The organism is Jeotgalibaca arthritidis (genome assembly GCF_011100465.1).
In the GTDB taxonomy this organism is placed as follows: domain Bacteria; phylum Bacillota; class Bacilli; order Lactobacillales; family Aerococcaceae; genus Jeotgalibaca; species Jeotgalibaca arthritidis.
The window spans coordinates 581,813-606,073 of record NZ_CP049740.1 but is presented as its reverse complement, the minus strand read 5'-3'; the positions used below and the strand labels follow the sequence as shown (position 1 = coordinate 606,073).

At 39.9% G+C, this 24,261-nt stretch carries 20 protein-coding genes; 18 read left to right on the top strand and 2 right to left on the bottom strand.

Annotation, left to right across the window (positions count from 1 at the left end):
* Positions 1 to 52 precede the first annotated feature (52 nt).
* Positions 53 to 1,024 carry an L-lactate dehydrogenase gene (locus G7057_RS03070; protein ID WP_166161237.1) on the bottom strand — a complete coding sequence of 324 codons (972 nt, stop codon included), beginning with the start codon at positions 1,022 to 1,024 and terminating at the stop codon, positions 53 to 55.
* Positions 1,025 to 1,235: 211 nt separating this feature from the next.
* Here G7057_RS03070 and pth point away from each other — a divergent pair, with 211 nt between their 5' ends.
* The 13 genes from pth to lysS all read left to right on the top strand — a co-directional run bounded on the left by pth (position 1,236) and on the right by lysS (position 16,978).
* Positions 1,236 to 1,805 carry an aminoacyl-tRNA hydrolase gene (gene pth / locus G7057_RS03065; protein ID WP_166161235.1) on the top strand — a complete coding sequence of 190 codons (570 nt, stop codon included), beginning with the start codon at positions 1,236 to 1,238 and terminating at the stop codon, positions 1,803 to 1,805.
* Between the two features lie 54 nt (positions 1,806 to 1,859).
* Positions 1,860 to 5,381, top strand: coding sequence for a transcription-repair coupling factor (mfd, locus tag G7057_RS03060; RefSeq protein ID WP_166161232.1), 3,522 nt, complete (start codon positions 1,860 to 1,862; stop codon positions 5,379 to 5,381).
* 6 nt (positions 5,382 to 5,387) lie between these two features.
* Positions 5,388 to 6,977, top strand: a complete 1,590-nt coding sequence (locus tag G7057_RS03055) for a putative polysaccharide biosynthesis protein (RefSeq protein WP_166161230.1) — start codon at positions 5,388 to 5,390, stop codon at positions 6,975 to 6,977.
* Positions 6,974 to 7,660 (top strand): MazG nucleotide pyrophosphohydrolase domain-containing protein, encoded by a 687-nt coding sequence (locus G7057_RS03050; RefSeq protein WP_166161228.1) that lies wholly within the window; start codon positions 6,974 to 6,976, stop codon positions 7,658 to 7,660. The genes G7057_RS03055 and G7057_RS03050 overlap by 4 nt, the downstream gene beginning before the upstream one ends.
* Entirely contained in the window at positions 7,647 to 7,913 is a 267-nt protein-coding gene (locus G7057_RS03045) for an RNA-binding S4 domain-containing protein (protein ID WP_166161226.1), read from the top strand. Before G7057_RS03050 ends, G7057_RS03045 begins: the two co-directional genes overlap by 14 nt.
* A gap of 100 nt (positions 7,914 to 8,013) precedes the next feature.
* Entirely contained in the window at positions 8,014 to 8,454 is a 441-nt protein-coding gene (locus G7057_RS03040; RefSeq protein WP_166161224.1) for an FtsB family cell division protein, read from the top strand.
* An 87-nt stretch (positions 8,455 to 8,541) separates the two neighbouring features.
* Positions 8,542 to 9,039 (top strand): S1 domain-containing RNA-binding protein, encoded by a 498-nt coding sequence (locus G7057_RS03035; RefSeq protein WP_076768474.1) that lies wholly within the window; start codon positions 8,542 to 8,544, stop codon positions 9,037 to 9,039.
* An 88-nt stretch (positions 9,040 to 9,127) separates the two neighbouring features.
* The gene (tilS, locus tag G7057_RS03030; protein WP_166161222.1) at positions 9,128 to 10,567 is read left to right on the top strand and encodes a tRNA lysidine(34) synthetase TilS; all 1,440 of its coding nucleotides are present in this window, start codon (positions 9,128 to 9,130) and stop codon (positions 10,565 to 10,567) included.
* Positions 10,564 to 11,103 carry a hypoxanthine phosphoribosyltransferase gene (gene hpt / locus G7057_RS03025; RefSeq protein ID WP_166161220.1) on the top strand — a complete coding sequence of 180 codons (540 nt, stop codon included), beginning with the start codon at positions 10,564 to 10,566 and terminating at the stop codon, positions 11,101 to 11,103. Before tilS ends, hpt begins: the two co-directional genes overlap by 4 nt.
* A gap of 121 nt (positions 11,104 to 11,224) precedes the next feature.
* Positions 11,225 to 13,330: an ATP-dependent zinc metalloprotease FtsH gene (gene ftsH / locus G7057_RS03020; protein WP_166161218.1), complete on the top strand. Its 2,106-nt coding sequence runs from the start codon at positions 11,225 to 11,227 to the stop codon at positions 13,328 to 13,330.
* A gap of 125 nt (positions 13,331 to 13,455) precedes the next feature.
* Entirely contained in the window at positions 13,456 to 14,340 is an 885-nt protein-coding gene (hslO, locus tag G7057_RS03015) for an Hsp33 family molecular chaperone HslO (protein ID WP_166161216.1), read from the top strand.
* Between the two features lie 34 nt (positions 14,341 to 14,374).
* Positions 14,375 to 15,265 carry a PLP-dependent cysteine synthase family protein gene (locus G7057_RS03010; protein ID WP_166161214.1) on the top strand — a complete coding sequence of 297 codons (891 nt, stop codon included), beginning with the start codon at positions 14,375 to 14,377 and terminating at the stop codon, positions 15,263 to 15,265.
* A gap of 198 nt (positions 15,266 to 15,463) precedes the next feature.
* Positions 15,464 to 16,978 (top strand): lysine--tRNA ligase, encoded by a 1,515-nt coding sequence (gene lysS, locus G7057_RS03005; RefSeq protein ID WP_405002640.1) that lies wholly within the window; start codon positions 15,464 to 15,466, stop codon positions 16,976 to 16,978.
* A 154-nt stretch (positions 16,979 to 17,132) separates the two neighbouring features.
* On the opposite strand, the gene G7057_RS03000 is transcribed toward lysS, so the two are convergent.
* On the bottom strand, positions 17,133 to 17,993 hold the full coding sequence (locus G7057_RS03000) for a nuclease-related domain-containing protein (protein WP_166161212.1): 861 nt from the start codon (positions 17,991 to 17,993) through the stop codon (positions 17,133 to 17,135).
* Positions 17,994 to 18,273: 280 nt separating this feature from the next.
* Here G7057_RS03000 and rpsL point away from each other — a divergent pair, with 280 nt between their 5' ends.
* From rpsL to G7057_RS02975, 5 genes are all read left to right on the top strand, one after another.
* Positions 18,274 to 18,687 carry a 30S ribosomal protein S12 gene (gene rpsL, locus G7057_RS02995; protein ID WP_076768482.1) on the top strand — a complete coding sequence of 138 codons (414 nt, stop codon included), beginning with the start codon at positions 18,274 to 18,276 and terminating at the stop codon, positions 18,685 to 18,687.
* 60 nt (positions 18,688 to 18,747) lie between these two features.
* Positions 18,748 to 19,218: a 30S ribosomal protein S7 gene (rpsG, locus tag G7057_RS02990; RefSeq protein ID WP_076768483.1), complete on the top strand. Its 471-nt coding sequence runs from the start codon at positions 18,748 to 18,750 to the stop codon at positions 19,216 to 19,218.
* A gap of 89 nt (positions 19,219 to 19,307) precedes the next feature.
* Positions 19,308 to 21,404, top strand: coding sequence for an elongation factor G (gene fusA / locus G7057_RS02985; protein ID WP_166161210.1), 2,097 nt, complete (start codon positions 19,308 to 19,310; stop codon positions 21,402 to 21,404).
* A 128-nt stretch (positions 21,405 to 21,532) separates the two neighbouring features.
* On the top strand, positions 21,533 to 22,720 hold the full coding sequence (gene tuf / locus G7057_RS02980) for an elongation factor Tu (protein WP_166161208.1): 1,188 nt from the start codon (positions 21,533 to 21,535) through the stop codon (positions 22,718 to 22,720).
* Between the two features lie 230 nt (positions 22,721 to 22,950).
* Positions 22,951 to 24,261 carry a mechanosensitive ion channel gene (locus G7057_RS02975; RefSeq protein ID WP_166161206.1) on the top strand — a complete coding sequence of 437 codons (1,311 nt, stop codon included), beginning with the start codon at positions 22,951 to 22,953 and terminating at the stop codon, positions 24,259 to 24,261.

Here is a 24,261-nt window from a genome sequence, read left to right as displayed (position 1 = left end):
AAGAAAGCTACTCCAAAACAATAGCGTTTTGGAGCAGCTTTCTAATTTTTTATTAAACATCAAGTTCTGCGAAAGAATCCTTAATGACTTTACGAAGTGTATCAGCAGAATGTTGCAAGTTACCCTTTTCAACGTCCGTCAACGGAATTTCGATTGCTTTTCTAATCCCGTCGCGGTTAATAACGGCAGGGACACCGATGAAGACATCATGTTGACCGTACTCACCATCTAAATAAACAGAGAGCGGTAAAATCGCATTCTCATCATTGAAAATCGCTTTTGTAATACGAGCTAGCGAAACGGCAATACCATAGAAAGTAGCGCCTTTTTTCTCAATAATACGGTAAGCTGCATCACGAACAGAATAAAAGACTTCTAGCAATTCATCTTCATCAACTGTTTCATCATTTTGTTTAATCCATTCATACAGTTGCAAGCCACCAATATTAGCATGTGACCAAACGGGGAACTCAGTGTCGCCGTGCTCACCTAAAATATAAGCATGAACATTACGAGCATCGACATTGACTTTACGGGCAATTTCTTGGCGGAAGCGTGCGCTATCAAGAGACGTTCCTGAACCAATCACACGACTTGCTGGTAAACCAGAGAATTTCCAAGTAGCATAAGTTAAAATATCAACGGGATTGGTAGCTACTAAGAAAATACCATCAAATCCTGTTGCCATAACTTGATCAATAATGCTTTTGAAAATTTTAAGGTTTTTACTAATTAAATCAAGGCGTGTTTCACCAGGCTTTTGAGCTGCGCCGGCTGTTAAAACAATTAAATCAGCATCTTTACAATCAGCGTAAGTGGCTGCATAGATATGTTTAGGACTTGTAAAAGCAAGAGCATCAGATAAATCAATCGCGTCGCCTTCTGTTTTAGCAACGTTCATATCAATGATACCTAGTTCACGACCAATATTTTGTGTCACAAGTGCAAATGCGTAACTAGAACCAACGGCACCGTCACCGATGAGGATTATTTTCTGACTGTTTTTTCGTTTTGTTTCAACCATTTTATTACCTCCAATTAAAGCTGTATAAAATCATTACTGCCTTTAGTATACCACTTATGGCGTGAATTTATTACTATTTTATCAGGAGAAAAGGTGCTGAGCTTTCTTTACTATTTTAAATGAAATTATGCTATACTATTGGCACTACTGGACGATGACGTGCAGCTTTTTGGCGTTCATTAGAAAAATGACAGAAGAATGGATGAAACTCATGAAAATGATCATCGGCTTGGGCAATCCAGGACCTAAATACACCAATACGAAACACAATATTGGTTTTATAACCTTAGATGAATGGGCTTATCAGAATAATACAAGCTTTAATAAAAATAAATTTGATGCACTTTATTTAGAAGAACGGGTAAAGGGTGAAAAAATACTCTTTATTAAACCGATGACCTACATGAACGATTCGGGTCGCGCTGTTCGACCGTTTATGGACTACTTTGATGTGGACATTGACGAGTTAGTCGTTGTCTATGATGATATGGATATGCCGGTTGGACGTATTCGTCTTCGCCAAAAGGGAAGCGCTGGCGGCCATAATGGTATTAAGAGTTTAATTCAACATATTGGGACACAAGAGTTTAACCGTATTCGAGTAGGGGTTGGTAGACCACCAGCAAATATGTCAGTGGTTCAACATGTGCTCAGTCCTTTCCCAGAAGAGGAACATGGAGATGTTCTATTTTCAGTAAAAGAGAGCGTTAAAGCTATTGATGATTTTATTAGCGGCGACGATTTTCTCTCTACTATGAATAAATTTAATCAACGCAAGTAGGTTCAGCTTTGCTGAGCCTATTTGCACGTAGAATGATAAAGCAAGGAGATAAACATGAAAGACATACAAGCCTATTTAAAACGATCAACTTTGCTAGCAGATTTAATTAGTCAGGCTAGAGAAGCAGGTAATCAATTAGTAACGGGTATATCTGGTTCAGCAAGAAATTTACTAACGACTATGGTCTATGATGAGTTAGACGGGCCGATTGTTGTTTGGGCAGCTAACCTGTTACAGGCAACACAACTATATGAAGATATCAGTCAAATTAATCCAACAATTCCTACCTTTTTATTTCCAGTGGAAGAGTCACTGGCTGTAGAATTAGCCTTTTCTTCGCCTGAATATCGTAGTCAGCGGGTTGAAGCCCTTCATTTTTTAGAAAGTGGTGAAAAAGGGATTGTTGTTGTTCCAACGGCTGGATTTAAAAAGTTATTAGCACCCGTTTCAATTTGGCGTAATCACGTACTAACCTTTGATATTGGGAATGAAATTGACTTTGAACAACTGCCAGAAAAATTAGTCGCAATGGGCTATGAACGCGAGAGTATGGTAGCTTCACCAGGTGAGTTTAGTGTTCGTGGGGACATCATGGATATTTATGCATTGAACGAAGAATATCCAATCCGAATCGAATTCTTTGGGTCTGAAGTTGACCGCATGCGCTTTTTCGAACCAACAACTCAAAAATCCTTTGATGAGGCTGTTGAATCAGTGATGGTTCTGCCAGCCCAAGATACGATTTTTCCGCCGTATATATTACAAGAGCAAGTAGAAGAAATTGAAAAGAAAGTTAAGAAAGCTGAAAAATCAATCAAAAATGAGGACGTTAAAAAACGACTAGCCGTTTTCTTTAATGACTTTATTGAAAAAGCACAATTAGGTGAATTACCGCAAAATCCAAAAATGTATACCTCCTTATTTTATCCACAAATGACAACCATTATGGATTATATGTCTAAAGATACCTTAATCGTAATGGATGAATATGGTAGAACGCTAGAGAGCGAACGCACTCAAAATATGGAAGCAGCCGATTGGGAAGAAATGAAGATTGGCGAAGGGGTCTTGTTGCCGAAACAACAGATGACAGCTGATATTCGAGACGTTGTCAAACAAAGTGAGCACCGCAAACTCTTTTATTCTTTATTCCAAAAAGGGTTAGGAAATATCCGCTTTACTGCTGTTCATCCCATTCAATATCGTGGTCTCCTACAATTCTTCGGTCAAATGCCAATGGTTAAATCAGAAGTGGATCGCTGGCTCAAGCAAGATGCCACCGTATTTATGGTCGTTCCTGATAAGGAACGTGCTGAAAAGGTTCATCAAGTCTTCCTTGATTTTGATATAGAGAGTGTCATCATCGGTCAAGATGGCTTTATTGAAAACCACGTTAATATTGTTGTCGGGGGAATGGCAGCTGGCTTTGAACTACCGATGAGAAAATTAGTTGTCATGACGGAAAAAGAACTCTTCAACAAAGCGACGAAACGTCAGCCACGTAGACAAAAGATGTCGAATGCGGAACGGTTGAAGAGCTATACAGAATTATCAGCTGGAGACTTTGTCGTACACGTTAATCACGGTATTGGGAAATACACGGGTATGGAGACGATTGTCGTTGATGGGGTTAATCAAGACTATATTTCGATTCTTTACCAAGATGGTGCCAAACTCTTTATTCCGGTTACCCAGCTGCATCTCGTTCAAAAATATGTGTCTTCAGAGTCTAAAACACCTAAAGTCAACAAACTAGGTGGTACTGAATGGGCGAAAACGAAAAAGAAAGTTGCTTCAAGAGTAGAAGACATTGCGGACGAGTTGATAGAGCTCTATGCTAAACGCGAATCAGAAAAAGGCTATGCCTTCCCACCGGATAATCAAGACCAAGTTGATTTTGAGAATCGTTTCCCTTATACAGAAACCGATGATCAATTGAGAAGTATTGAAGAAATCAAAAAGGATATGCAAAAAGAAAAACCAATGGATCGTCTCTTAGTCGGAGATGTTGGATATGGAAAAACAGAAGTGGCCATGCGTGCTATTTTCAAAGCTGTTCTAGAAGGAAAACAAGCAGCTTTTCTGGTGCCAACGACTATTTTGGCACAACAGCATTATGAATCGTTAGTACAACGCTTTGAGGATTTACCATTTGAGATTGGTCTTTTAAGTCGCTTCCGTACGAAGAAACAGCAAGAAGAAACCATTGAAGGTATTCGTAAGGGCAGTGTGGATATTATTGTGGGAACGCACCGTCTCATTTCAAAAGATGTTGTCTTTTTTGACCTCGGTTTATTAGTAGTCGATGAAGAGCAACGTTTCGGTGTCAAACATAAAGAACGCTTGAAGGCGCTGAAGTCGACAGTAGATGTCTTGACTCTAACGGCAACGCCGATTCCGCGTACCTTGCACATGTCTATGTTAGGTGTCCGCGACTTGTCGGTTATTGAAACTCCACCGGCTAACCGCTATCCTGTCCAAACCTACGTAATGGAGCAAAATATGGCTGCTGTTCGCGATGGGATTGAACGAGAAATGGCAAGGGGTGGCCAAGCTTTTTATGTCTATAATCGTGTCGAAACCATTGAACGTAAGGCGGATGAAATCCGAGTACTCGTTCCTGATTGCAGAGTAGGTGTGGCGCATGGGCAAATGACAGAAGTTCAACTAGAAAATATCATGATGGATTTTGTAGAAGGTGTTTATGACGTCCTTGTTACCACAACAATTATTGAAACAGGTGTGGATATTCCAAATGCCAATACGCTCTTTGTTGAAAATGCTGACTACATGGGCTTGTCCCAACTTTATCAATTAAGAGGACGAGTAGGGAGAACGAATCGAATTGCCTATGCTTACTTAATGCACCAGCGCGATAAAATATTAAGTGAAGTAAGTGAGAAACGCTTGCAAGCCATTAAGGACTTTACAGAATTAGGATCAGGATTCAAAATTGCTATGCGTGATTTGTCTATTCGTGGAGCAGGAAACCTCTTAGGAGCCCAACAGCATGGCTTTATCGATTCAGTTGGCTTTGATTTGTATTCAGAAATGCTGAGCGAAGCAGTAGAACGCAAGCGTGGCAAAGGGTCACGTCGCAAGCAGGTAAATGTTGAGATTGATTTAGCTATTAATGCCTATATTCCGGCAACCTATATTGAAGACGAACGTCAAAAAATTGATATGTATAAACGCATCCAACAACTGAAAAATGAAGATGATTTCTATGAAATTCAAGATGACTTCCAAGACCGTTTTGGTGATTTACCGGAAGAAGTGACCTATCTCGCTCAAGTGGGCTTGATTCGCCACTATGCAGAATTAGCCGAGGCAGAACAGCTAAAACGTCAAGGCGATATCGTTCATATTACTTTCGATAAGGAAGGAACGAAACGACTGCAAGGAGTAGCGATTTTCGAAGCGCTTAGCAGTATCCCTTTACGTGCACAAGTGAATATGAAAAAAGACCAATTAGTGGTATCTATTCAAATTCATAAGGTTGCTATTCCAGCATGGATGGATCATTTGAAAGCATTCCTAGAAGCAAGCGTCGCTGAGCAAAAGGAAGAAAGTTGATAGCCTATGAAAAATAAACAACTAAAATCAATGATGAATGGTGCAGTTTTGCTTTCGGTGGCATCACTCGTTGCCAAAATTTTGAGTGCTGTTTACCGTGTTCCGTTTCAAAATATGGTAGGCAATACGGGTTTTTATGTTTACCAACAAGTTTATCCGATTTATGGGATTGGGATGACGTTTGCTTTATCAGGGTTTCCTGTCTTTTTCTCTAAGGCAATAGCAGAAGCAGTTGACCCATTAGACCACCAGCGACTTATGAAACAGAGTTTGCTTATTTTATCCACTTTTTCAGCGCTCGTATTTATGGGCATATATCTATTTGCTAGCCCGATTGCAGCTTTAATGGGAGATAGTCAATTGATACCGATTATTCAATCGGTGTCCTGGATGTTTTTATTTATGCCACTATTAGCGACATTAAGAGGATATTTTCAAGGGACTTATCGAATGGAACCAACTGCCATTTCTCAAGTTACGGAGCAGTTAGTTCGTGTTGTCGTTATTTTAATTGCCGCTTATTGGTTTACCCAAACGGGGACTGACTTATATGCCATGGGAGCATCGGCTATGAGTGGGGCAAGTTGGGGAGCTGCGTTAGCTTTAGTTGTCCTATTAATGGCGGCTAAGAAAAATGACCACCCCTTATTATTAGCTAGCAAGTCGCAATCGGTAAGAAAAGGCTTGTTCCAATTAACGAAGCGCTATGCGACAGAGGGCTTGACGATCTGCCTTTTAACATCCATTTTAGTCTTATTTCAACTCATTGATTCCTTTTCTCTCTATAAAGGATTGGTTGAAAGTGGTATCGATGCGGATACTGCTAAGTCATTAAAAGGGATTTACGATAGAGGGCAGCCTCTTGTTCAATTGGGGATGGTAGTGGGGACAGGTTTTTCCGCTAGTTTTATACCGATGTTAACTCAAGCCTTTGTCAGTAGACAAGCTGATCGTTTTCAATATGCAGCCAAATCACTGATTCGGATTACGCTAACACTATCGCTTGCAGCGACTGTTGGCTTACTGGCTATTCTTCCAGAAGTGAATCAGATGTTATTTGGAGACCGGAGCGGACAAGTGGTGTTGGCGATTTATGTGATGGCTATTGCTGCAGCCTCATTAGTCATGGCTTTTCACTCCATTTTACAAAGTGAAAACCAATACCGTCTAACCTTATATGCACTGGCGATTGGGCTAGTGGTGAAATTAGCGTTGAATAGTTGGTTAGTTAGCAGCTTGGGAACGCTGGGGGCAAGTATAGCAACCTTGACGGGGTTAGTCATCATGGCTATATTCTTAGCGAGTAAGTTATCGTTATCCATGACACAATTGTGGAGAACCGACCACTTTCTACTAAAATTAGTGGGTGGTGCTGGAATGTTGTATATAACCGCCGTTATGACTAAGTGGGTGCTGACCAGTTTGTTATTCCAATCAGATTCTCGCAGCCAAGCAAGTATCGTTGCGTTATTAACCGTAGTAATCGGTGTTATCGTATTTGTTGTTTATATCTTAAGAGTTCAGCTCTTTACAATTAGAGAATGGCTATCACTCCCATTCGGAAAGAAATTATTGAAAAAAGGAGTCAAAGGATGATAGAAAATAAACGGGACATCAACCAGCTCTGCCAAAAATTAGGAATTGATCCATTTGATGGTCTCCAACTTCTAAAAAGTTCTTCTCTTTCAATTAAGCAGCTTGACCAGTCTAGTCATGTTATTATTCAATGTGATGAACCATTCGATGTGAAAAAGCTAAGTGATTATCCTGATGATTACCGTTTGGCGATCATTTCTGATAACCTCCAGTGGCTGACTGTAAAAGATAGTGAAAGCAACCAGATTATAGGAGACCTTCTTTATTTACCAGCTCTAGAGCGTGATGCTCAAACCAAACGTTTTACGACAACCCAATCTTATATGGATGAGATTTTAGAAAAAGATATGTGGGCAAGAGAGCAAACCCACGAGAGCTTATTGCCTTATTTAATGGAAGAAGCAGAGGAAGTGGCTGTAGCTATTGCAAATAATGACCAAGACAACTTGGTTGAGGAGTTAGGAGACATTCTTTTGCAAGTCTTCTATCATGCTGGTTATGCTAAGTTGGAATCACGCTTTACAATGGCTGACATACTAGATACACTAAATAAAAAGTTACGCCGTCGTCATCCGCATGTGTTTGATGGTTATGTAGTCAATACCATTCAAGATATTGATGATATGTGGCAAGCGATTAAACGAAAAGAAAAAGAGATGAGGGAAAATAATGAGATTAGATAAATTTTTAAAAGTCTCCCGTATTATCAAACGCCGTAGTGTTGCTAAGGAAGTTGCTGATAAGGGCCGTGTCTTCATTAACGGTAAGCAAGCCAAATCAGGTGCCAATGTAAAAGTGGACGATGAGCTAACCTTGCAGTTTGGTAACAAGACATTGGTCGTTCGGATTGATAAAATTTTAGATACGACTAAAAAAGATGAAGCGCAAGATATGTATACGATTGTGAGTGAAACGGCTCATACAGAAGAAGATTAGTAAAAGTTCATCGTGACATTTATTTCCTTTTCTTCTATACTGTAATCATATGATAAAATTGGCCATAGCTATAGTAGAAAACAGATGAGGAGGCTGGCATATGTTTTTTAAACAAGCCAAAACTCAAGGCAAGACACAAAATATTACTCAAATTAAAAATACATACACACAAGAGCAAACCTTAAAAAAACAAATTTCTACAAATCTTCAAAGAAAAGCAAGAAGAAGACTGCTAGCGATTATGATTGTAGGTTTGTTGATGGTGGTTCCTTTAGGCATCAATGTGGTCAAGAATTTATTTGAGATTCGTTCCTTGGATGGGAAAATAGCGGAGACAAAAGAAATTAATGTTACATTGGCAGAAGAAAATCAAAACTTGAAGGTTCAAGTTGGGTTGCTGCAGGATGATGAATATGTGGCTAAGCTAGCTAGGAGTCGTTATTACTTGAGTAAAGATGGCGAACTTATTTTCAGCTTGCCTGAAGATAATCGTAGCAAAGCAGCCGAAAAAGAAATATCCGAGGAGAAATCAGCGGAATAAAGCGCTTCGCTGGTGACAACCAACTGTATTTATAATGGATAACATGCTATAATTAGCATACAAAACTTAAGGAGGAAACTTTTTTTTATGTCAATTGAGGTTGGTAGCATTATATCAGGAAAAGTAACAGGTATTACAAATTTTGGTGCATTTATCGATTTAGGTGAGAAGAAAACAGGACTTGTTCATATCAGTGAAATTTCTGATAGTTATATTAAGGACATTAATGAAGTATTAACTGTTGGAGACGAAGTAAAAGTTAAAATTTTATCGATAGCAGATGATGGGAAAATTGGGTTGTCAATTCGTAAGGCAGAAGAGAAAACCGAAGAAGTTTCCCGACCTCAACGTGAGTATAAACCTAGCCAACGTAGTTCTGCTCCTGCTCCTGCTCCTAGAAAAACAACGTCATATAGCAGAGATAACAACGCTAGAGGAGACCGTTTTTCTCAAGGGCAAGAAAGCAAAAAAGATAGTTTTGACAATTTGATGAGCGCATTCCTAAAAGATAGTGATGATCGCTTAACATCGTTGAAACGCAATACTGAAGGTAAACGAGGCGGCCGAGGCGGAAGACGTAGCTAATAGGCTGATAAAAAGAGGGGTTGAACGAACAGTCATTTGGACCATTCGTTCTGCCTCTCTTTATTTTATTAAATAAGGAGGACAGAAGATGGATAAGTTAATGCAGCGTATTGCTAGCGACAATGAAAAGAATCACTATTGGCTACCATCAGATGTTGTCCTTGTTGCAGTCTCAGCAGGCGTTGATTCCATGGCATTACTAGATGTTATTCGCAGATTAGCTGAGGAAGGTGGTCCACAAGTAGAAGTCGTACATGTTCACCATCATTTACGGGAGTCAGCAGATGGTGATTTAAAATTGCTTGAGACTTATTGTCAGCTCCATCAGTTGCCGTGTCATGTTAGACACTGGCACCAAAGCGAGCATCCAAACAGTAATTGGGAAGAAGCTGCGCGTCATGTGCGCTATCAATTTTTTGAAGAGCAAATGGAGGAGCGACAAGCGAGTTGTCTATTGACGGCTCATCATGCGGATGACCAGATGGAAACCATTCTAATGAAGCTGACACGAGGGAGCACTTTGAGTGGTTATAGTGGGATGAAGGCGGTTCGGCCTTTTGGAAATGGGCGGCTTATCCGGCCACTGCTAAGTTATGAAAAAAACGAGCTCTACCGTTATTGTCATGACAATGGGGTGCCTTATCAGGAAGATGAGACCAACCAAAGTATGGCTTATACAAGGAATCGTTATCGCCATCAACTTCTTCCGCTTATTAAACAGGAAAATCAACAAGCGAGCCAGCATTTTCAAGCCTTTTCCCAACAGCTACAAGATATTGAAGAGCTGTTAAGCCCGCTATTAACAACTCACTTTGCTCGCTTGTTTCAAACGAATGAAGATGGTTGGCAGTTAGATCGATTGCTGTTTATTGAGGAGACACCGGCACTACAACGGCTAGTGTTAACTTATTTTTTTGAAACAATCGGTCCAAAAGAGTCTATTTTCATCAGTAAGAAGCATCTCCCGACTGTCCTAGCATTTATTCAATCTGACCTGGCTCAAGGCGAATTAAATCTAGGCGGTCTTCAGCTTAAAAAACGCTATAATGTCATTTACTTCCATAGGGGAAGTGCTGAAAATGAGAAAGAACATAAAAAAATGCCCATTTATAAAGAACTTAAACTAAATCAATGGTTAGAATTAGAGATTAATGGTAAAATAGGATTGTTTTTATTTAGTAATGATGATTTAGAAAGAGCAGAATTAAATCAAGTCAGCTTTGTCTTTAAACAGGCTGATGTTCAGTTGCCGCTAATGGTTCGCCCTTGGCAGCCAGGCGATAAGATACAGCTTAATCCGAAACACCCCTTTACTAAAAAAATTGCGAGATTATTTGTTGACCGTAAAGTTCCAAAAGAAGAACGGCAACGAGCGCAAGTGGTTTGCGATGCAAATGGAACAGTATTATGGCTTATGGGTTATGCCACGTCAGTTTTACTGACTGAAGCTAGCCAACAGCAAATGAATCAAGAAAATAACGAGTACCTAATACTGGTATTTGAAAATAACGATGAGGTGAAGATGTGATCCATCCAGATATTAAAGAAGTATTGTATACAGAAGAAGAAATTAGACAGGCAACGCAAGAATTAGGTGCCGTTCTAACAAAAGAATACGCAGGTAAAAATCCACTAATGATTGGTGTTTTGAAGGGTGCCATCATGTTTATGACGGACTTATCTCGTGCTATGGACTGTGATTTGGAATTAGATTTTATGGATGTTACAAGCTACGGTGCAGCGATTGAATCAAGTGGTGATGTTAAAATTCTTAAAGATTTAGATACATCAGTAGAAGGTCGTGACCTATTAATTGTTGAAGATATCATCGATACAGGTCGTACATTGAGCTACCTTATTGAAATCTTCCGTCACCGTAAAGCAAAATCAATTAAAGTGGTAACCTTATTAGATAAGAAAGAACGCCGTGCGGTTGATTTAGAAGCGGATTATGTGGGCATTCATGTACCAAATGAATTTGTGGTTGGCTATGGCTTAGATTACATTGAAAAATACCGTAATTTGCCTTATATCGGTGTTTTAAAAGAAGAGATTTACCAATAAAAGAGATAGTGAAAGATGGTCAGATATGGTATCATATTTAAGATACATTAATTAACTATCGCATTATAAGAGAAAAAAGGATATAAGCCCAAAAGGCATACTATCTGACAGGGAGGGTCAAATGAAAAAGAATAATTTTCTCAAAAGCAGTGGCTTTTGGATTCTAATCTTCCTGGCAGTCATCGCAGTCGTAACCATGATGACACGAGGAGTCGGGAACCAGTCAAGCCAAACTATTACTACAACTGAATTTGTCACAGCTTTAGAAAATGAAGAAGTGAAAGAATTCAGCATGCAGCCAGGCGCAGGCGTTTGGGAAATCGTCGGAGAATACCGTGAAGAAAAAACAGTTGAGAGTAGTTCTTCATCAAACGATTTGTTGTTGTTCAATGAGCAGAACTTAACAACAACAGCATTCCGTTCGACAGTATTGCCAAATGACTCAACCCTTGCACAAATCGGTGAATTAGCTGCCGTAGCAAATACAGACGTTACGATTGTCGAACAAGACCAATCAGGTGCTTGGATTAGTATTCTATTTAGCATCTTGCCTTTAATTATCTTCGTCTTCTTCATGTATATGATGATGGGACAAGGCGGTGGACAAGGTGGCGGTGGAAGAAACGTTATGAACTTTGGTAAAACAAAGGCAGAAGACGTTTCGAAGAAAAACGTTAAAGTTCGTTTCTCTGATGTCGCAGGTGCAGAAGAAGAAAAACAAGAATTAGTTGAAGTTGTTGAGTTCTTAAAAGATCCAAGACGTTTTACTGCTCTTGGCGCTCGTATTCCAGCTGGTGTTCTATTAGAAGGACCTCCAGGGACGGGGAAAACATTACTTGCTAAAGCTGTTGCCGGTGAAGCAGGGGTGCCATTCTTCTCGATTTCAGGTTCTGAATTCGTAGAGATGTTCGTTGGGGTCGGTGCAAGTCGCGTTCGTGACTTGTTTGAAAGTGCTAAAAAAGCTGCACCAGCCATTATCTTTATTGATGAAATTGATGCAGTTGGTCGTCAACGTGGTGCTGGCATGGGTGGCGGGCACGACGAACGTGAACAAACCCTTAACCAATTATTAGTTGAAATGGACGGATTTTCGGGTAGTGAGGGTATTATTGTTATCGCTGCAACAAACCGTTCAGACGTTCTCGATCCGGCATTACTTCGTCCAGGTCGTTTTGACCGTCAAATTTTAGTCGGTCGTCCAGATGTTAAAGGCCGTGAAGCAATTTTGAAAGTTCATGCGCGTAACAAACCATTGGCAAATGACGTTGACTTAAAAGTTGTTGCACAACAAACACCAGGTTTCTCTGGTGCAGATCTAGAAAACTTACTAAACGAAGCAGCGCTAGTAGCTGCCCGTCGTGATAAAGTTAAAATTGACGCCTTAGACATTGATGAAGCGCATGACCGTGTGATTGCTGGTCCAGCTAAGAAAGACAAAGCGATCAGTAAAAAAGAACGTGAAATGGTTGCTTACCATGAAGCGGGACATACGGTTGTTGGTATGGTACTAAGCGATGCACGTACGGTTCATAAAGTAACGATTGTGCCACGTGGACGTGCTGGTGGATATGCGATTATGCTTCCTAAAGAAGATCGCTTCTTAATGACTAAAAATGAAATGTTTGAACAAGTTGTTGGTTTGCTGGGTGGACGTTTGGCTGAAGAAATTGTCTTCAATGTTCAAACAACTGGAGCAAGTAATGACTTCGAACAGGCGACAGCCCTTGTCCGTAGTATGGTAACAGAATACGGTATGAGCGAACGCCTAGGAACTGTTCAATACGAAGGGAATCAACAAGTTTTTGTTGGCCGTGATTATGGTAATACCCGTTCTTATTCAGAAGATATTGCTTATCAAATCGACTCAGAAGTGCGTCGTATGATGGGTGAAGCTCATGATAGAGCACGACAAATTATTAATGACCACCGCGAACAATTAAACTTGATTGCTGAAAAACTGCTTGAACTTGAAACCTTGGATGAGAAAACAATCAAGAGTCTATTTGAAACAGGTAGAATGCCTGCTGAAAATGAGGCAACTGAATATCCAAGTGAAAAGGCAGCTTCTTATGAGGACGCAAAACGTGCTCTAGAGAAGAAAGAAGCGGAGCGTGAGCAAGCTCAAAAAGAGAAAGAAGACCACTTAGAAAACGAAGAGGGCGACTACTTCTCAAACTGGGCAGATGAGCGTGAAGAAAAAGAATCAGATAAAGACTCAGAAGAATAAGAAAGAAACAGAGTGGGACTATCCTGCTCTGTTTTTGACTTTATAAGTTGTCTCGTTTGGTTTTTGGACAAGCTATAGTAAAATGGAAGAGAATAGAAAAATAGACCATCGTGGGAGGATATTAAATGTCAGATTATTTAGTAAAAGGATTAGCATATGAGGGGCAGTTCCGTGTTTATGCCGTTGATGCAACAGAAACAGTAGGCGAAGCGCAACGTCGTCATGATACATGGAGCGCATCTTCAGCAGCATTAGGCCGTACAATGGTTGGGTCGATTTTAATCGCAACAACTGGATTAAAGGCAGAGCAAAAAATGTCAGTGATTGTTAATGGGAATGGTGTTGGTGGCCGCATTATTGTTGATGCTAATGGTCAAGGAGATGTGAAAGGCTATATCACTAACCCACATGTTAGCTTACCTTTAAATGGAAATGGCAAGTTAGATGTTCGTGGCGTTGTTGGAACAGAAGGCTTACTAACTGTCATTAAGGACCTAGGATTAAAAGAACCATTTACCGGTCAAGTCCCATTAGTGAGTGGCGAATTAGGTGAAGATTTCACTTATTATATGGCGAACTCTGAACAAATTCCTTCAGCAGTTGGACTAAGTGTTTTAGTTGATACCGATGATTCTATCAAAATCGCTGGCGGTTTTATGATTCAAGTATTACCTGGAGCCAGTGAAGCAGCGATCACATCCATTGAGAAAAATCTAGCGGATATGCCGCTTGTTTCTCGCTTAATGGAAAAAGGTGTGACACCAGAAGAAGTTCTAGAGCGTATTTTAGGCAAGGAAAATATTCGCTTTGTTGAAAAAATGCCGGTACAATTTAAATGTGATTGTTCGCATGATCGCTTTAAAGATGGTCTTGCAGCAGTAGGAAAAGAAGAATTAGAGGCAATTATCAAAGAAGATAAAGGTGCAGAAGTCATCTGTCAATTCTGTGGCGAAAAGTACCACTACTCAGAGGAAGAATTAACTGAACTATTAGTAGACATTCAAAAATAAAGGGTATCTCATCAAGTAGAATGGAGGAAAACGAATGAAGAAAGTCGTTAACCATATTTCAGAACTAATTGGAGAAACACCGCTATTTAAATTAACCAAGCTTGTCCCACAAGGTGCAGCCGACGTCTATGTGAAGCTGGAATCTCTTAATGTAGGGCGCAGTATCAAAGACCGAGTTGTTCTTAATATCTTAGAAGTTGCAGAAGAACAAGGTCGTATTAGCCCATCGGATACGGTTGTAGAAGTAACCGATGGCAATGCTAGTCTATCATTAGCGATGTTAGCATCATCTAAAGGCTACCGCTCAATTTTGATGATGCCAGCAGGAAGTAGTCAAGATTTTAGTGAAAAACTCGCTTATTACGATGCAGAAATCATCGAAACCCCAGCGGAAGAGGGAATTGAGGGTGCTATTAAAGCAGCACGTGACTTGAGTCAACAAGAGGGTTACTTTTATTTGAATCAGTACAGTAATCTTGCGAACACGGCAGTTCACGAAGGGATGACGGGGCCAGAAATTGTGGATGCCTTTGATGGTCATTCGCCAGATGCCTTTGTTGCAACGGCAGGGACAGGCGGGACATTGACGGGCGTTGGCCGTTATTTGCGTTCTGTTAACCCTAATGTAGAGTTGTATGCTGTTGAAAGTAATCAAGCCGCTTTGTTGAGTAATGATGACACTGGACGTGTATCAATTAGTGGTATGAGCGGTGACTACCTCTCGCCACTTTTAGATCAAACCTTATACAATGGCGTTGTTCGGGTGAGCTTAGAAGAAGTTCATCAAACAACCCAAGATTTAGCCCGTCTCGAAGGGTTGCTATTAGGCCCTGCCAGTGGTGCGGCTATCGCCGGCGCCATTGAAATTGCTAAACGGCTAGGAAGTGGCAAAAAAGTAGTCACCATTTCAAATGGCGACTACTAAAAAACACAAGCTTTCGAGCTTGTGTTTTTTAACGGCTACCATCTTTCCCTTTTATTACAAGCTCGAAGGTGGTAGAATGTTTGAGACGTTTTTAATTTCTAATTAAAAACAAAGGAATAAAATGTTCAAGAAACCTTGCATTTTAACGTGTTTCTTGGCAAGATAGATAAGACAGAATATTGATAGGAACAGAACGGAGTGACCTCATTGAGTCAAGAAAAACATTCTGAAGAATTGAATGACCAATTGATCGTTCGTCGCGAAAAAATGCAAAATTTGCGTGAGTCAGGTGTAGAACCATTCCATAGTGGTTTTAACCGCACACACTTGTCACAAGAATTGCATGAGACATACGACAGTTTAACAAAAGAAGAAATTGACGAGCAAGAAATCTCAGTTTCCATTGCAGGACGAATTGTAACAAAACGTGGAAAAGGTAAAGTTGGCTTTGCCCACTTACAAGATAGCCAAGGCCGTATTCAAATTTACGTTCGTAAAGACGAGGTAGGCGAAGCTGACTATGAGATTTTCAAACAAGCTGACTTAGGTGATATTGTTGGTGTTGTTGGAACAGTTATGAAAACCAATACCGGTGAAGTAACGGTGAAACCAAGCCAATTTGTTCATTTAACAAAAGCATTAAAACCTCTACCAGATAAATACCATGGCCTAACAAATGTGGAACAAAAATATCGTCAACGTTACTTAGACTTAATTAGTAATGAAGATAGCTTCGAGCGCTTTGTTAGCCGTAGTAAAATTATTACTGAAATCCGTACTTACTTAAATGGCTTAGGCTATTTAGAAGTTGAAACACCTGTGTTACACACAATGGCAGGTGGCGCAAGTGCACGTCCATTTATCACTCACCATAACGCTTTAGATATGGAACTTTACATGCGTATTGCATTGGAGCTGCATCTAAAACGTTTGGTTATCGGTGGTATGGAAAAAGTTTATGAAATTGGTCGCGTCTTCCGTAATGAAGGAATCGATACAACGCATAACCCAGAGTTCACTATGCTAGAACTTTATACAGCTTACACTGATTACCAAGATGTTATGAACCTAGTAGAAGGAATTTTCTCAACGGTTATTGAAAAAGTAAAAGGAACTACAACTATTTCTTACAACGGCCAAGAACTAAACATGGCTGGTCCTTATGCACGCATCCATATGGTTGATGCGATTAAGGCAGAAACTGGTGTTGATTTCTGGGCTGAAATGACAGACGAAGCAGCTCGCCAATTAGCGAAAGACCACAATGTCCAAGTTACAGAGCATATGACAGTTGGACATGTTATCAATGAATTCTTTGAAGAGTTTGTTGAAGATAAACTGGTTCAACCAACCTTTATCTATGGTCACCCAACAGCCATTTCGCCTTTAGCACGTAAAAACGAAAAAGACGGCCGCTTTACTGACCGCTTTGAATTCTTTATCATGGGTAAAGAATACGGTAATGCCTTTACCGAATTAACAGACCCAATCGATCAAAGAGAGCGTTTTGAAGCGCAAGCGAAAGAAAAAGAACAAGGTAACGACGAAGCTCATGGTGTGGATGAAGAATTCCTTGAAGCACTAGAGCATGGTATGCCGCCAACTGGTGGACTAGGAATTGGTATCGACCGTATGGTGATGCTCATTACTGATAGCCAATCGATTCGTGACATCCTATTGTTCCCAACAATGCGTCCGCACGACGACCATTAATATGAAGTAGTAACCCCACCCAAATCGTTTCGGTTTGGGTGGGTTTTTGATTTTTGAAGCTAAAACCAACTTCAGCTCTCAAAAAAAGCCTGAAGTTGGAAAAATCAGGCTTTCAACCAACTTCGTCACAAAATATCGAACTGAAGTTGCTTTCTCAGCCGCTATAGCGGGACAGCACCTTTCTTGTGGTCTCTAGCGAAACAGTATGACCACACCAATCCCGTAATAGAACAGAAGTGATCTTTTTTTCAGGAAACAACAACCGAAACTCATAAAGGCAATGCATCACAGCCTCTGTCTTAGTATAATAGCGCCGACAAGCCGGACAGAGAAAGTGCCGATGACTAGACACAAGAGCTTGGCAGACACAATCGCAGCACCAGACACCTTTTTTTAAACGATCGTAGCTATAAAAAATACCGATATCATAAAAATCTTTCTCATAACGCCTACTTTCAATGTAATCAGCGATAGCGTGATGCCGTTGGTCAAGTTTACGAGATCGATTCTTAATTGATTGAAAATGGCGATTAAGTTGAGCGTGAGTGACGAGTGGCAACGCATCACTGTTACCGTACAACTGAAATTCAGGATTAATGAATATTAGCCGTTTCGTAATGGGAAACTGAATACCAGCATTTCTTAACAAAATATCTAATGTTTCATAGGCGCGGTCTAGCTGAATAAAGGGACTGCGTATTTTCTTTTTTTGCGATGTAAAGAATTCCCCATCTTCATAATAGTAATTACCGCTAAAGTTTTTGATATCATAAAGATAAATCATATCCCATGTCACCACAATAAAATCAAGCTGTGGGCATAGGGTGGCTTCAAATTCAGAGTCATAAATGGCGAGATAATCAAAAGACTGATTCAAAAGGTACTTACCAAAGTTAAATTCGCCAGAAGAACCGAGCTGGCTATTAGTAAAACGGAATTGATCGTGAGCCTTAAATGACATGCGGCGATTGAGAGATTCGAATGTTTTTACAGATATGGCTTTTCTTAATTTCATCTATTTCACTCCTTCATATATACAATCCGCAAAAGAGATTTATTTCCGTTTTAAAAAACTTTCGTCTAAACTGTTGACGAATACGAATTTTCATGTTATTATTTCAAAGGTGCTTTTATACACAGATTCCTGAAAAGAATTTCAGTCGTGCTGACTGATTGTATAACAGCACAGTGCTTAAAAAATCGAAGAAATATTCGATTTATTATTTTTTGCAAATAAATGGACCACCTGGATGTGTGGACCAAGAACAACCTGTTAAGGAAGGAGGAAACATTAAATGCCTACAATTAATCAATTAGTTCGTAAACCTCGTAAATCTGCGATTGAAAAATCTAAGTCTCCTGCTCTAGGAAGAGGATATAACAGTTTCAAGAAAGCTCCAACAAACACTAACTCACCTCAAAAACGTGGTGTTTGTACTCGTGTTGGTACAATGACTCCAAGAAAGCCTAACTCGGCTTTGCGTAAATATGCGCGTGTACGTTTGTCTAACCTTTTAGAAGTGACAGCTTACATTCCTGGTATCGGCCATAACCTACAAGAACATAGTGTTGTTCTTATTCGTGGTGGACGTGTAAAAGACTTGGCGGGTGTTCGTTACCATATCGTACGTGGTGCTTTGGATACAGCTGGTGTAAACGGCCGTATGCAATCACGTTCTAAATACGGTGCTAAAAAACCTAAAAAATAATTGAGTCTATAAACTCAACACTTAAAACTAAAATTGAAAACTGAGGAAGGAGGAGTCAGAATGCCTCGTAAAGGTCCAGTCGCAAAACGCGAAGTAATGCCAGATCCGATTTACAATTCTAAATTGGTAACTCGCACAATTAACCGTCTTATGGTTGATGGTAAACGTGGAAAAGCAGCAACTATTCTGTATAACGCATTTGACATCATTAATGAATCTACTGGTAATAACCCATTAGAAACTTTCGAACTAGCTATGAAAAACATCATGCCTGTTCTTGAAGTAAAAGCTCGTCGTGTAGGGGGTTCAAACTATCAAGTACCTATCGAAGTTCGTCCAGAACGTCGTCAAGCATTAGGTCTACGTTGGTTAGTTAACTACTCTCGTCTACGTGGTGAAGATACCATGGAAGAAAGATTAGCTAAAGAAATCATGGATGCTGCAAACAACACAGGAGCATCAGTTAAGAAACGTGAAGAAACACATAAAATGGCAGACGCTAACAGAGCTTTCGCTCACTACCGTTGGTAAGATTGTCTTACATAATGTGCATAAGATAAGAGCAGCGTCAGCTGTTCTTACTTATTAAATAAATACAAAGAAAGAGGTGTACGAAGCAGATGACAAAAAGAGAATTTACTCTTGAAAACACAAGAAATATCGGAATCATGGCTCATATTGACGCTGGTAAAACAACGACTACTGAGCGTATTCTGTACTATACTGGTAAAATCCATAAAATTGGTGAAACTCACGATGGTGGGGCACAAATGGACTGGATGGAACAGGAACAAGAACGTGGTATTACAATTACTTCTGCTGCTACAACAGCTCAGTGGAAAGGTCATCGCGTAAACATCATCGATACACCTGGACACGTGGACTTTACTGTAGAAGTAGAACGTTCATTACGTGTTCTTGATGGTGCGGTTGCATTGCTAGATGCTCAGTCTGGGGTTGAACCTCAAACTGAAACAGTATGGCGCCAAGCAACTACTTATGGAGTACCTCGTATTGTTTTCATTAACAAAATGGACAAAACTGGTGCTGACTTCTTGTACTCAGTTGGTACGCTTCATGAACGTCTACAAGCTAACGCTCATCCAATTCAATTGCCAATTGGATCTGAAGATACATTTACAGGGATCATTGACCTAGTGGAAATGCAAGCTGAAATCTATGATTCAGAAGACGGAACTGACTACCACGAGGAAGCAATTCCTGAAGAATACAGAGAAATCGCTGAAGAATGGCATACAAAACTAATTGAAGCTGTAGCGGAAACAGACGAAGAGTTAATGGAAAGATACCTTGAAGGTGAAGAAATCTCTATTCCAGAACTTAAAGCTGCTATTCGTAAAGCAACAGTTAACGTAGAATTCTACCCTGTACTTTGTGGTTCAGCATTTAAAAACAAAGGTGTTCAGTTGATGCTTGATGCAGCGATTGACTACCTACCAGCTCCAACAGACGTACCTGCTATTAAAGGTTTCGAACCTGGAGACGCAGAAAATGTTATCGACGTTCATGCTGACGATAACGAACCATTTGCAGCTCTTGCATTTAAAGTTATGACTGACCCATTCGTAGGTCGTCTAACATTCTTCCGTGTTTACGCTGGAACATTACAATCTGGTTCTTACATTCAAAATGCAACTAAAGGCAAACGTGAACGCGTTGGTCGTATCTTGCAAATGCATGCTAACAGCCGTGAAGAAATTCCTGAAGTATTCTCTGGAGATATCGCAGCAGCTGTTGGATTGAAAGATACTGGTACTGGTGACACATTGTGTGACGAAAAACGTCCAGTTATCCTAGAATCAATGGAATTCCCTGAGCCTGTTATCGAAGTTGCTATTGAGCCTAAATCAAAAGCTGACCAAGATAAAATGGGTACTGCTTTACAAAAATTATCTGAAGAAGATCCTACTTTCCGTGCATCATCTAACCCAGAAACAGGTCAAACTGTTATCGCTGGTATGGGTGAGTTGCACTTGGACATCATCGTTGACCGTTTGAAACGTGAATTCAAGGTAGAAGCTACTGTAGGTGCGCCTCAAGTATCTTACCGTGAAACGTTCAAAACAAGCGTTGAAGCTGAAGGTAAATTCGTTCGTCAGTCTGGTGGTAAAGGACAATTCGGTCACGTATGGATCGAGTTCACACCAAACGAAGAAGGAGCTGGATTCGCATTCGAGAATGCTATCGTTGGTGGGGTTGTTCCTCGTGAATACATCCCAGCTGTTGAAGCAGGATTGAAAGACTCAATGGAAAACGGTGTTCTTGCTGGATATCCATTAGTTGACGTTAAAGCTCGTCTATTCGACGGATCTTACCATGATGTTGACTCTTCTGAGACAGCATTTAAGGTAGCTGCTTCTCTAGCATTGCGTAACGCTGCTAAGAAAGCTAACCCAGTAATCCTAGAACCTATGATGGCTGTAGAAGTTACAGTTCCAGAAGAGTACCTAGGAGACGTTATGGGACACTTTAGCGCTCGTCGTGGTAGCATTGAAGGAACTGTTGCTCGTGGTAACGCACAAATCGTTAAAGGATTCATTCCTCTATCAGAAATGTTCGGTTACGCAACAACACTTCGTTCAGCATCACAAGGACGTGGTACATTTACAATGGTATTTGACCACTACGAAGCTGTTCCTAAGTCAGTTCAAGAAGAAATTATCGCTAAAAGCGGTAAAGGTTCTTCAGAAGAGTAATCTTCATTCTATAACATGATATATTGCATTTTAGGTCCGTAATCGGTATACTTTACTATGATAGGCGGACCTGTAAATGCAGTAGTCTATAAAAATAAAAACACTCAATATGAGGAGGAAATTTAGAAATGTCAAAAGAAAAATTCGATCGTTCTAAACCCCATGTTAACGTTGGTACTATTGGACACGTTGACCACGGTAAAACAACATTAACTGCAGCAATCACAACTGTATTAGCTAAACATTACGGTGGAGCAGCTGTTGACTACGCTTCAGTAGACAACGCTCCAGAAGAAAGAGAACGTGGAATCACAATTAACACGTCTCACGTAGAATATGAAACACCTAACCGTCACTACGCTCACGTGGACTGCCCAGGTCACGCGGACTACGTTAAAAACATGATTACTGGTGCTGCTCAAATGGACGGCGCTATCTTAGTAGTATCTGCAGCTGATGGCCCAATGCCACAAACTCGCGAGCACATCCTATTGTCTCGTAACGTTGGTGTTCCATACATCGTTGTTTTCTTGAACAAAGTTGATATGGTTGACGACGAAGAGTTATTAGAATTAGTAGAAATGGAAGTTCGTGACCTATTGTCAGAATACGACTTCCCTGGTGATGACACTCCAGTTATCGCTGGTTCTGCATTGAAAGCTCTAGAAGGCGAAGCAGAATACGAACAAAAAATCTTAGACTTGATGGAAGAAGTAGACAACTACGTTCCAAACCCAGAACGTGACACTGACAAACCATTCATGATGCCTGTTGAGGACGTATTCTCAATTACAGGTCGTGGTACTGTTGCTACAGGACGTGTTGAACGTGGACAAGTTAAAGTTGGGGATGAAGTTGAGATCGTTGGTATCGAAACTGAAACTACAAAATCAACTGTAACTGGTGTTGAAATGTTCCGTAAATTGTTGGATTACGCTGAAGCGGGAGACAACATTGGTGCATTGCTACGTGGGGTTCAACGTGAAGATATCCAACGTGGACAAGTATTGTCTAAACCAGGTACAATCACACCTCATACTAAATTTACTGCAGAAGTATACGTACTTTCTAAAGAAGAGGGTGGACGTCACACGCCATTCTTCACTAACTACCGCCCACAGTTCTACTTCCGTACAACTGACGTAACTGGTGTTGTAGAATTGCCAGAAGGTATCGAAATGGTAATGCCTGGCGATAACGTTAAAATCACAGTAGAATTGATCCAACCAATCGCTATCGAAGAAGGAACTCGTTTCTCTATTCGTGAAGGTGGACGTACTGTTGGTTCTGGTGTTGTTTCTGAAATTACTGCTTAATTTTAAAAAAAGCATAATAACATTACAACTTCTAAAGGAAGAGCATTTGCTCTTCCTTTTTTTGTGCTCATTTTTATCTAGAAAAGGGTTTTTGTTTATCAGAATTAAAAGCAAATATCCTTGTTTTAGTTGAGACGAAATGGCCTAAATGGATATCATTTTAGATTTAGGTAAATATTCGTTATAATAAGCATAGATTCACACTAAAAAAATATAAGGGGGAATTCATCATGAATGGATTTACAAATTCATTAGAAAGTATTTGGTTATCATTTGTAGGTGTACTGCCAAGATTATTAGGAGCAATCTTATTAATTATTCTGGCATGGTTTATTGCAAGTGTGGTTAAGAAGGCGTTGACTAAAGGTTTACATGCTATTAATTTTAACCAGAAGTTAACGAAATGGGGTGTGGCATCGTCAGTTGAAGATGGCAACCGTATTATCGAATCCATTGCTAAAGTCTTTTACTATTTGATTTGGTTATTCTTTATTCCAGGAATACTCGCTCAAATTGGTCTAGCCAATATTGCATCACCAATTACGAATATGTTTGATTCATTCTTGGCATTCTTACCAAACTTATTTGCTGCAGTTGTTATTTTAGCAATTGGTTACTTTGTTGCTAAGTTTGTCAAAGAACTTGTTCGTAATCTATTAGAAACGGTGAACATTGATAAGTATGTTCGCAAATATACAGCAAAAGCATCTAATGTTACACCAGTAGATGTCGAGAAGCAACGTTATACAGTCGCTAAAGTATTAGCTAATACAGTATTCGTTGTTATTCTCATTCCAGTTATTACTATGGCACTCGAAACATTAGCCATTCGCTCAATCTCAGAGCCAATCGTGAATGTTTTAAATCAAGTACTAGCGATTATTCCCAATATTCTTGTAGCGGTTATCTTGCTAATTGCTGGAGGATTAATTGCTAAATTTGTAGGTGATTTACTGGAAGGCTTATTAGAAAGTTCAGGAATCGATCGTTATTCACGCTATTTAAATACATCGAATAGCTCGACTATCACGATTTCAACTATTATTGCTAAAGTTGTTCAAACGGTTATTGTTGTCTTCTTTTTTGTAGAAGCTTTGAACGTATTAAACCTTGCCGTTCTAAACAGTATTGGCGTAGCGATTATTGCTTACTTACCATCTGTACTAATTGGACTAGTTATTTTAGCTTTAGGACTATTCGGCGGTAATGCACTATCATCATTCATCAAAGATTCAACCGGTAGTATGATGATGGGGGAAGTAGTGAAGTACATCTTGTTTGTCTTAGCCATCTTCATGACCTTAGATCAATTAGAGTTTGCTTCAACAATTGTTAGTACAGCTTTCTTATTTATTATTGGTGGTTTAGCAGTTGCCTTTGCACTAGCCTTTGGACTAGGTGGTAAAGACTTTGCTAAGCGTCAATTAGATAAATTAGATCAGAAAATTGAAGAAGAAAGCAATAAGGTCGCTCATACAGCGCCGAAAACAGAAGCAGAAAAAAAGATTGATCATGAAATCGATCAATCACCGCTATCCTAA